The following is a 9,921-nucleotide window of genomic DNA, read 5'->3' as shown; positions in this document are numbered from 1 at the left end:
GGCTACCGCTTCCGGCACTCCCTGGTCCGCGAGGCCGTCGCCGACGACCTGCTGCCCGGCGAACGCTCGCGGATCAACCGGCGCTACGCCGAGGCTGAAGGTCGTATCGGCCTACCGTGCTCATGGATCCCACGTGCGTGCTCCTCGCGCATCAGTTCCGCCATCCGCCCGTCCAGCGCCTCCAGCTGGCCGGGGGAGCAGTGCTCAAGGATCTGCGGCACGTGGTCGGCGGCCTGGCAGATGTCGTCGTACCCGAGCACCAGCAGCGACTCGTACGACGGCACCGGCACCAGCTCCAGTTCGGCCCGCAGGACGGTCACCAGCGTGCCCTCGCTGCCGACCAGGGCCCTGGCCACGTCGAAGCCGTTCTCCGGGAGCAGCGAGTCGAGGTTGTAACCGGAGACCCGGCGCGGGATCTTCGGGTAGCCGCGCCGGATGTCCCCCAGGTACTCGGTGACGAGCCGGTCGAGGCCGTCGTACAGCTCGGCCCGCCGGCCGCCCTCGGCGGCGATCCGGGCCCGCTCGGCCTTCGAGGTGGGTCCCACCCACATGCGCAGCCCGTCGTACGTCATCACTTCGAGCCGGCGCACGTTGTCGACCGTCTTGCCGTACGCCTGTGCGGACGCCCCGCACGAGTTGTTGCCGATCATGCCGCCAAGCGCGCAGTGGCTGTGCGTCGACGGCTTCGGACCGAACTTGAGCCGGTGGTCGGCCAGCCGCCGGTTGAGTTCGTCCAGGACGATGCCCGGCTCCACCACACAGGTGCGGGCCTCGGGGTCGACGGAGACCAGCGCGTTGCAGTACTTGCTCCAGTCGATCACCACGGCCTCGTTCGTGGTCTGCCCGGCGAGACTGGTGCCGCCGCCGCGCGACAGCACCGGCACGTCATGGCGGGCGCACAGCTCCACCGCGTGGGCACCGGCCTCCACGGTGCGGGGCACGACCACGCCGAGCGGGACCTGCCGGTAGTTGGAGCCGTCCGTCGAGTAGGCGCCCCGGCTCCCGGCATCGAAACGGATCTCCGCGTCGGTCCCGGCCCGCAGGGCCGTGACCAGATCCTCCAAGGACTCTCCGGGAACGCGTGTGCTCATCGCCGACCTCCGGGCTGACGTGGAGTTTCCTCCGGTACGGCACCCCGGGTACCCAGGAAGTCGACTTCTTTCGCCAGGACAATCCGGGCACCCATGTTGCGCTCCATCATTTCCAGCGCGGCCTGCGCCAGGTGCGGGTGGATCGAGGCGACGGCGTCCTTCGGCACCGTGACCTCCAGATGACGGATGTGCGCGTCCAGCGCCGAGTACAGGACGCATTGCTCGGTGACCTGGCCGCTGAGCACCACCGTCCGCACGCCCAGTTCCCGCAGCAGATAGGCCAGTGGGGTGTCGTAGAAGACCGAGTGCCGGGCCTTCACGACGAACAGGGAGTCGTCGTCGGGCCGGATCGGCTCGACCAGTGCGGCGTGCGGCCGGGACAAGGCCGTCTCGACCAGCTCGCCGTGGTGGGAACGCCAGCGCCCGAAGTTGTCGTTCACGTAGATCACCGGCACGCCCGCCTTCCGGGCCCGGCCGATCAGGTCCGCCAGCACGGGCACCACCTGCTCCGCGGCCGGCAGCAGCAGCTCCGCGTCCTCGTGGTCGTACGTGTTGATCATGTCGATGACGACGAGCGCGCGGCCGTCGGGCGATCCGGTCCCGGTCACGGCGTTCACCACCTTCCGCTGCTCTTCCGGTTCAGCTCCGCAGCCGAGGCAGCACCTTGGTGCGGTAGAAGTCGAAGAAGCCCTGCTGGTCCTTGCCGATCTGGTTGACGTAGACGGTGTCGAACCCCGCGTCGACGAAGGCGGAGACCGCCTTGACGTGTTCGTCCGGATCGTCGCCGCACGGCACCGAGCCGGCCACCTGCTCCTCGGTGACCAGGTCCATGGCCTGCTCGAAGTGGCGCGGGGTCGGCAGGACCTGCGGGAGCTCGCCCGGGAGCTGTTCGTTCGCCCACAGCCGGTGCGCGGTGCGCACCGCCTCCTGCCGGTCGGTGCCCCAGCACACCTTCATCCCGCCGTACACCGGACTGGTGCCGCCGCCCCCGCGCCGGAAGCGTTCCACCAGCGACTCGTCGGGCATCATCGTGATCAGCCCGTCGCCGATCCGCGCGGCCACCTCGGCGGCCTGCGGACCGAACGCCGACACGTCGATCGGCACCGGCTCGTCCGGAACCGTGTACAGCCGGGCGTTCTCGACGGTGTAGTGCTTGCCACGGTGACTGACCTGCTCCCCGGTGAACAGCCGCCGGATGATCAGCAGGGCCTCCTCCAGCATCTCCAGCCGTACCGGAGCCTCGGGCCAGACCGTGCCGAGGATGTGCTCGTTCAGCGCCTCGCCGGTGCCCACGCCCAGCCGGAACCGGCCGCCCAGCTGCACCGCGCTGGTCGCGGCGGCCTGGGCGATCACGGCGGGGTGGGTGCGGATCAGCGGGCAGGTCACCGCCGTCTCCACGGGCAGCGAGACCGCCTGCGACAGCGCACCGATCACCGACCAGACGAACGGGCTCTGCCCCTGGCCGTCGTGCCAGGGGTGGTAGTGGTCCGATATCCACAGTGATTCGAAACCGGCCTGCTCGGCCATCCGCGCCTGCTCGACGAGTTCCGCCGGGGTGTGCTCCTCGCACGAGAGGAAGTATCCGAAGGCCGCCATCGTCTCTCCTGAACCACGTGTGCTTCTGGGGTCCGCCGCCGAGTACCCGATGACCAGCGGGTTGTGCATGGCGTGTCGCACCGATCAGGAGGGGTACCGGGGATGCGGGTCCTGGAAGACCGACCTCACGGAGGTTCACATGGCATTGCGCCTGCTGCCCCGGAAGGCCTGGCAGAACTGGCGGCGCCCCGCCGACCTGCGGATCCCGCTCCGCTCCACCGACGCGGAGGACGCCGGCCGGCGGTTCCTCCTGTACGGCGTCCTGCCGTTGTGGGTGCTGCCGGGCCTCGCGGACTGGTGGATGCACAAGCGGACCGGCATCGAGCACACCAGCGGCACCAAGGAGTCCGCCGTCCACGCGCTGATGATGACCGAGGCCGGGGTGCCGGTGCTCGTCGGCCTGCTGGCCCGGATCAACCCCCTGGTGCTCACCGTCATGGGCGGCGCGGCGCTCGTCCACGGGGCGACCGCCGTCCACGACGTGTCCCTCGCCGTCGGCGACCGTGAGGTCCGGCCCGTCGAGCAGCACATCCACAGCTTCCTGGAGGTGCTGCCGCTCACCGCCCTGTCGTTCACCGCCTGTCTCCACTCCGGCCAGGTCCGCAGGGCTCTGCGGGGCGGCCCGCACCCCGACGACTGGCGGCTGCTCCCCAAGGAGCGGCCGCTGCCCGCCCCGTACCTGGCCGCGCTCGCCGCGGTGATCACCGCCGGTGTCGCCGTGCCGTACGCCGAGGAACTGCGGCGCTGCCTGCACACCGCTGCGCGCGAAGGGAGCCGTCCATGACAGACGCCCAGGGCGCACAACGCGCGCCCGACCTCCGTCTCGCCGCCCCGGATCCCGAGCCGCCCGCGCCCGGCAGGCTGCCGCCCGACCGCAGCCAGGCCATCCTGGAGGCCACCAAGCAGGTCGGCGCCATCCTGAAACGCGCAGGCCACAAGTTCGCCCTGGCCGGCAGCGTGGCGGTGTACGCCCACGGCGGCACCAACACGCTCCAGCACGACACCGACTTCTGCGTGCTGCCCGAGGACGCCGAGGCGGTGGCCCGATCGCTGCGCTCGGCCGGGCTGACCGTGCGGGTGCCGCCGGAGGACTGGCTGGTCAAGACCGTCTGCCTCGACCAGGACGTGGACATCATCTTCGAGCTGGCCCGCCGGCCGGTCACCGTCGACCTGCTGGCCCGCGCCGAGGAACTCTCCGTCGACTCGGTGCGCATGCCGGTCCTCTCGGCGACCGACCTGCTGGTCAGCCTGAGCACCGCCTTCTCCGAGCACCACTGCGACTTCGGCGCCGTACTGCCGGTGGCCCGCTCACTGCGCGAGAAGGTCGACTGGCGGGAGGTGCGGCACCGCTGCGGGGACGAACCGATGCCCGCCGCCTTCCTCTACCTCCTGGAACGCCTGAACGTCATCGACCCCGAACCGGAGCAGTGATGAACCTGCACTACCGCGTGGCCCACGTCGCCGAACGGCTGGCCGAGGGACAGTGCGGTGAGCTGGGCGTACGCGCCGAGATCCGCGGCGACACGGTCCTGCTGACGGGGACGGTCCCCTCGGCCGGCTGCCGCGAGGACATCCTCCGTGTCGCCCGCGAGGAACTCGCGGACGTGCCGGTGCACTGCGACATCGCCGTCGCGGAGACCACCCCGCCCGACCACCCCGAGGAGCTGACATGACCCGGGTCGCCGCCGTGGGGGACATCCACATGGGCCCCGACAGCCAGGGCACCCTCCGTCCGGCCTTCGACACCCTGCCCGAGTACGCCGACGTACTCCTGCTCGCCGGGGACCTCACCCGGCACGGCACACCCGAGGAGGCGCGGGTGGTCGCCCGGGAGATCAAGGACCTGGGCGTCCCGGTCGTCGCGGTCCTCGGCAACCACGACCACCACGGCGACCACCCCGACGCGATCACGGCCATCCTGCGGGACGCCGGCGCGGACGTTCTGGAGGGCGAGGCCACCGTCGTGACCCACGGCGGTCTGCGGATCGGCGTGGCCGGTACCAAGGGGTTCGGCGGCGGGTTCGTCGGCCGATGCGCCGGGGAGTTCGGCGAGCCCGTGATGAGGGAGTTCGTACGGTACTCGCGCCACCGCGCCGACGGACTGCGCGCGGCCCTCGAAGAGCTCCACGGGCGCGACTGCGACGTACGCATCGCGCTCACCCACTTCGCCCCCGTGCCGGACACCCTGGCCGGCGAGCCCCTGGAGATCTACCCGTTCCTCGGCAGCTACCTGCTCGCGGAGGCGATCGACACGGCGGGCGCCGACCTCGCCGTCCACGGACACGCGCACGCCGGTACCGAACACGGCATGACCGACGGCGGGGTGACGGTGCGCAACGTCGCCCAGCCCGTCATCGGGCGGGCCTTCCACGTCTACTCCCTGAACCCGCCGCAGTCCGGGGAGGGATCCCGCACCACGGGTACCCGGTCGCCGACAGACACCGTCGAGAGGTGAGAAGGGGGCCGGTCATGGCCCAGCACGTACGCGACATCATGACCAGCGACCTGGTGACCGTGGAACCGCAGGCCTCGGTCGCCGCCGTGGCCCGGGTGATGCGGGACGAGGACGTCGGCGCGGTCCTGGTCACCGAGGAAGGGCACCTGCGGTGCCTGGTGAGCGACCGCGACCTGGTGGTGCGGGCCTTCGCCGAGGGCGCCGACCCGGACGAGACGACGATCATGCAGGCCGCCAGCACCGACCTGGTCACCGTCGCCCCGGACGACACCCTGGACCAGGCCGTCCGGCTGATGCGCGAGCACGCCGTACGGCGCCTCCCGGTCGTCGACGGGGACCGCCCCGTGGGCATCCTTGCCCTCGGCGACCTGGCGATCGAACGCGACGAGACGTCCGCCCTCGGCGACATCAGCGCGGCCCGTCCCAACACCTGAGGCCCCGGCTTCCTCAGCCGATCGGGTGCCGCCGCCCAGCCGCGCGAGTGTTTCGCGCCGACTGGGTACCCCCCCGCACCCGTGCTGGGCAAGGGATGAGGAGAGCGCGGCGGCAGCCGTCGGGAGGAGCGTCGGGTGGAGCCTGAGCGAGGCGGGACGGGAGAGCGGTTCGCGGAGGCGGTCGACGCCCGGCTGCCCGTCCACGACGGGGCCGGGCAGCTGCTGCGCAAGGCGTTCCCCGACCATTGGTCGTTCCTGCTCGGGGAGATCGCCCTCTACAGCCTGGTCGTCCTGGTGCTGACCGGCGTGTGGCTGACCTTCTTCTTCAAGCCCGAGATGCGCGAGGTCGTGTACCAGGGCCCCTACGTCCCGCTGCGCGGGCAGCTCGTCTCGGGGGCGTTCGACTCCACCCTGCACATCAGCTTCGACATCCGTGGGGGCCTGCTGATGCGGCAGGCCCACCACTGGGCCGCGCTGGTGTTCGTCGCCGCGATCGGCGTGCACCTGCTGCGGATCTTCTTCACCGGCGCCTTCCGCAGGCCCCGCGAGCTGAACTGGGTCATCGGCGTCACGCTGTTCGCGCTCGCCCTGGCCGAGGGCTTCGCGGGCTACTCCCTCCCGGACGACCTGCTCTCCGGCACCGGGCTGCGGATCGCCCAGGGCATCATGCTCTCGATCCCGGTCGTCGGGACGTACGTGGGCATGTTCGTCCTCGGCTCCGAGTTCCCGGGCCACGACGTCATCCCCCGGCTGTACAGCCTGCACATCCTGCTGCTGCCGGGCGCGCTGATCGCCCTGGTCACCGTCCACCTGATCCTGGTCTTCCACCTGAAGCACACCCAGTGGCGGGGACCCGGCCACAAGAACTCCAACGTCGTCGGAAAGCCGCTGTACCCCCAGTTCTCGGCCTCCTCGATCGGCCTGTCCCTCACCGTCGCCGGGCTGCTGGTGGCGCTGGCCGGCGTCGCGCAGATCAACCCGGTCTGGGTGTACGGGCCCTACCGGCCGGACCAGGCGTCCACCGGCTCCCAGCCGGACTGGTACGTCGGCTTCCTGGAAGGCTCGCTGCGGCTCGTGCCGCCCTGGGAGACGAACTTCGTCGGCCACACCCTCATGTGGAACGTCCTGCTGCCCGCCGTCGTCCTGCCGGCGCTGCTGTTCGGCGTCCTGTACGCCTACCCCTTCGCCGAGCAGCGGCTGACGGGGGAATGGCGGCAGGAGCAGCACTTCAGCGAGCGGCCCCGGGAGCGGCCGGTGCGCACCGGCCTCGGCGCGGCGGGCATCACCTTCTACGCAGTGCTGGTCCTCGCCGGCGGCAACGACGTGACGGCACAGACGTTCCGGATCTCGGTGAACGCCCTGACCTGGATCTTCCGGATCTTTCTGGTCGTGGGCCCGGTCCTGGCCTTCTTCGTCGCCCGCGGGCTGTGCCGCGCCCTTCTCCACGCCGAACAGGAACGGCTGACCGAGGGCGAGGAGACGGGACAGGTGCGGCAGAACCTCGCCGGCGGCTACGAGGAGGGCCACCGGCCGGTGACCGAGTTCCGGCCGGGCGCCCCCCGCCGGCCGCTCAGTCCTCCTGCTCCGTCCCCCGGTTCACGTACTGGAACACCAGCCCCGCGACCCCCCGAGCCAGAACACCGAAGCCGATGAGGAACAGCCACAGCCCGAACACCACCCCGGTCGCCGCGACGGCGAACCCGAGCGCGGTGACGATCGGCCAGGGGCTGTGCGGCGGGAAGAACTCCAGGGGCCCGGCGGAGTCCGCGATCTCCGCGTCGGTACGGTCCTGGGCCCGCGGGCCGCGGCGCACATAGTGGGTGGCGCAGAAGAAGGACACCACGGCGGCCATCCCGAACGCCACGATCAGCGCCGCCGTCCCCGCCGGGTCGGCGTGCGACCACACCCCGTACAGAGCGGCGGCGGCGCCGAAGAAGACGGCCACGCCACCAAAGAGCAGTGCCTCGACCTTCACCGCAGGCCCTCCTTCTCCGCCTGGCGGACGATCTCCGGGTGGTGCAGGTCGAAGGCGGGCGACTCCGACCGGACCCGGGGCAGTGCCACGAAGTTGTGCCGCGGCGGCGGGCAGCTCGTCGCCCACTCCAGGCCGCGCCCGAACCCCCACGGGTCGTCCTCCTCGACCTGCTTGCCCTTGTGGGCGGTGAGCCAGACGTTGTAGAGGAACGGCAGCGTGGAGACGCCCAGCAGGAACGCGCCCACCGACGAGATGCTGTTGAGCAGGGTGAACCCGTCGGCCGGCAGGTAGTCGGCGTACCGGCGGGGCATCCCCTCCGCGCCGAGCCAGTGCTGCACCAGGAACGTCAGCTGGAACCCCGGGAAGAGCAGCCAGAAGTGCACCTTGCCCCACCGCTCGTCGAGCATCTTCCCGGTGAACTTGGGCCACCAGAAGTAGAACCCGGCGAACATCGCGAACACCACCGTGCCGAACAGCACGTAGTGCAGGTGCGCCACGACGAAGTAGGAGTCGGTGACGTGGAAGTCGATCGGCGGCGACGCGATGAGCACCCCGGTCAGCCCGCCGAGCAGGAACGTCACCAGGAAGCCCATCGACCACAGCATCGGCGTCTCGAACGAGAGCGAGCCCCCGCGCATCGTCCCGATCCACGCGAAGAACTTGATCCCGGTCGGCACGGCGATCAGGAACGACATGAGGGAGAAGAACGGCAGCAGCACCGCCCCGGTCGCGAACATGTGGTGCGCCCAGACGACCGCGGACAGCATGGTGATGGAGGTCGTGGCCCCGATCATCGGCAGGTACCCGAACAGCGGCTTGCGCGAGAACACCGGGAGGATCTCGGTGATGATGCCGAAGAACGGCAACGCCACGATGTACACCTCGGGATGGCCGAAGAACCAGAACAGGTGCTGCCACAGCAGCGCCCCGCCGTTGTGCGCGTCGAAGACGTGCGAGCCGAACTTCCGGTCGCACTCCAGGGCGAGCAACGCGGCCGTCAGGACCGGGAAGGCGGGCAGCACCAGGATCGACGTGAACAGCACGTTCCAGGTGAACATCGGCATCCGGAACATCGTCATGCCTGGGGCGCGCAGGCACATGACGGTGGCGAGGAAGTTCACCGCGCTCAGCGTCGTGGACACACCCGAGACCACCAGCCCCATCGTCCACAGGTCACCACCGGCGCCGGGGGTGTAGTACGCGCTGTTCAGCGGCGCGTAGGCGAACCAGCCGAACGCCGCCGCACCGCCGGGCACCAGGAAACCGGAGACCACGATCAGGCCGCCGAACAGGTACATCCAGTACGACAGCGCGTTGAGCCGGGGGAACGCCAGGTCGGGGGCGCCGATCTGGAGCGGCATGACGGCGTTCGTGAACCCGGCGAACATCGGGGTCGCGAACAGCAGCATCATGATCGTGCCGTGGATGGTGACGAACTGGTTGTAGGTCTCGTTGCTCAGGAACTGGAGTCCGGGGCGGGCCAGTTCGGCGCGCATGCCGAGGGCGAGCAGGCCCGCGAACAGGAAGAAGCAGAACGCGGTCACCATGTAGAGCCGGCCGATCACCTTGTGGTCGGTCGTGGTGGCCCAGCTCAGCAGTCCCCGGCCCAGGGGCGCCGGGGTGGTGGGAGGGGACGGCTCCTCGTCGACGTGCTGCGACAGTTCGGTCATGGTCCTCCTCAGCCGGGCCCGGCGCGAAGAGCGCCTCGTGGGTGCCCTGCCGGTCGGCCGGGGAAACCGGTGCACCGGACATGGCCGATATGGCGTACAGGTGGCTTTTGTTCGGTCGGGGTGACGCTACCGGTGCCGTGGCCGATGCCGTGTCCGCCACGCCTCACCCAGGGGGCATTCGATGGCGGGCGCGGGGTACTCGCCGCCCATGCATACGACACATGAGCAATTGGCCGCCGCCGGTTCGGCAGCGGGGGCGATAGCGATCGTCGTCTGCGGTGTGCTCATCACGGCCGCGCTGGTGGGGGCCGTGCGGCTGGGCATCCGGGTACGGCGGCGGGAGTCCCCGACCCCCCGGCGCGAGGAGCAGCCGACGCTGCCCCCCACGGGGCCGGTGCGCGAGGAGCGCGCCATGCGTGAGCCGAACGAGGTACCCCGGGCGTCGGGCGACGGCGACCGCCTCACCCCGCACCAGCTCGGCAACGTCTCCAGCCGTCCCAGCAGCGACCAGACCCGGCCCCGCTGGCATCCGGGGTCCAGCGGATCCTTCGGCAGTGGAGGCGGCGGCACCAAGTGACGCGCACCCGGTGACGACCACCCGTGGCGCCTGCGGCAGCCCGCCGCAGGCCGGCGGCCGGTGGGCCGACTCCGGCCCAGGGGGTGGCGGGGCGGGCGACGCGCGCCGCCCAGCGGTTGGGGA

Annotated in this window: 11 protein-coding genes and 1 pseudogene; 7 read left to right on the top strand and 5 right to left on the bottom strand. The window is 71.0% G+C overall.

What is annotated here, in order from left to right:
• Positions 1-140: 140 nt before the first annotated feature.
• The 3 genes and pseudogenes from ABZ646_RS31520 to ABZ646_RS31510 form a co-directional block, all read right to left on the bottom strand.
• Positions 141-1,091 (bottom strand): annotated as a pseudogene (locus ABZ646_RS31520) (FAD-binding oxidoreductase); the annotation flags it as partial.
• Entirely contained in the window at positions 1,088-1,699 is a 612-nt protein-coding gene (locus tag ABZ646_RS31515; protein WP_360526331.1) for an isochorismatase family cysteine hydrolase, read from the bottom strand. The gene ABZ646_RS31515 and the pseudogene ABZ646_RS31520, both read right to left, overlap by 4 nt.
• A gap of 31 nt (positions 1,700-1,730) precedes the next feature.
• A complete protein-coding gene (locus ABZ646_RS31510) occupies positions 1,731-2,687 on the bottom strand; it encodes an LLM class F420-dependent oxidoreductase (RefSeq protein ID WP_360526328.1) in 957 nt (318 codons plus the stop codon).
• Between the two features lie 139 nt (positions 2,688-2,826).
• Here ABZ646_RS31510 and ABZ646_RS31505 point away from each other — a divergent pair, with 139 nt between their 5' ends.
• The 6 genes from ABZ646_RS31505 to ABZ646_RS31480 all read left to right on the top strand — a co-directional run bounded on the left by ABZ646_RS31505 (position 2,827) and on the right by ABZ646_RS31480 (position 7,229).
• On the top strand, positions 2,827-3,471 hold the full coding sequence (locus ABZ646_RS31505) for a diguanylate cyclase (protein ID WP_360526325.1): 645 nt from the start codon (positions 2,827-2,829) through the stop codon (positions 3,469-3,471).
• On the top strand, positions 3,468-4,118 hold the full coding sequence (locus tag ABZ646_RS31500) for a hypothetical protein (protein ID WP_360526322.1): 651 nt from the start codon (positions 3,468-3,470) through the stop codon (positions 4,116-4,118). Before ABZ646_RS31505 ends, ABZ646_RS31500 begins: the two co-directional genes overlap by 4 nt.
• Positions 4,118-4,360: a BON domain-containing protein gene (locus tag ABZ646_RS31495; protein WP_360526319.1), complete on the top strand. Its 243-nt coding sequence runs from the start codon at positions 4,118-4,120 to the stop codon at positions 4,358-4,360. Before ABZ646_RS31500 ends, ABZ646_RS31495 begins: the two co-directional genes overlap by 1 nt.
• Positions 4,357-5,142 carry a metallophosphoesterase gene (locus ABZ646_RS31490; RefSeq protein WP_360526316.1) on the top strand — a complete coding sequence of 262 codons (786 nt, stop codon included), beginning with the start codon at positions 4,357-4,359 and terminating at the stop codon, positions 5,140-5,142. Before ABZ646_RS31495 ends, ABZ646_RS31490 begins: the two co-directional genes overlap by 4 nt.
• Positions 5,143-5,156: 14 nt before the next feature.
• Positions 5,157-5,576, top strand: coding sequence for a CBS domain-containing protein (locus tag ABZ646_RS31485; RefSeq protein ID WP_360526313.1), 420 nt, complete (start codon positions 5,157-5,159; stop codon positions 5,574-5,576).
• Positions 5,577-5,711: 135 nt separating this feature from the next.
• Complete coding sequence (locus ABZ646_RS31480) at positions 5,712-7,229, top strand: cytochrome b N-terminal domain-containing protein (protein ID WP_360526310.1); 1,518 nt, start codon at positions 5,712-5,714, stop codon at positions 7,227-7,229.
• Here the strand turns inward: ABZ646_RS31480 and ABZ646_RS31475 are convergent.
• Together ABZ646_RS31475 and ctaD are read right to left on the bottom strand one after the other, a co-directional pair.
• Positions 7,147-7,551: a cytochrome c oxidase subunit 4 gene (locus tag ABZ646_RS31475; protein WP_360526307.1), complete on the bottom strand. Its 405-nt coding sequence runs from the start codon at positions 7,549-7,551 to the stop codon at positions 7,147-7,149. The two genes, ABZ646_RS31480 and ABZ646_RS31475, sit on opposite strands and share 83 nt — an antisense overlap.
• Positions 7,548-9,221, bottom strand: a complete 1,674-nt coding sequence (ctaD, locus tag ABZ646_RS31470; RefSeq protein ID WP_360526304.1) for a cytochrome c oxidase subunit I — start codon at positions 9,219-9,221, stop codon at positions 7,548-7,550. The genes ABZ646_RS31475 and ctaD overlap by 4 nt, the downstream gene beginning before the upstream one ends.
• Before the next feature lie 208 nt (positions 9,222-9,429).
• Between ctaD and ABZ646_RS31465 the strand changes: the two genes are divergently transcribed.
• Entirely contained in the window at positions 9,430-9,798 is a 369-nt protein-coding gene (locus ABZ646_RS31465) for a DUF6479 family protein (RefSeq protein WP_360526301.1), read from the top strand.
• Positions 9,799-9,921 lie beyond the last annotated feature (123 nt).

It is taken from the genome of Streptomyces sp. NPDC007162, from assembly GCF_040634175.1.
Lineage (GTDB): Bacteria > Actinomycetota > Actinomycetes > Streptomycetales > Streptomycetaceae > Streptomyces.
The sequence above is the reverse complement of the archived record's forward strand: the minus strand, read 5'-3'. Positions and strand labels throughout refer to the sequence as shown.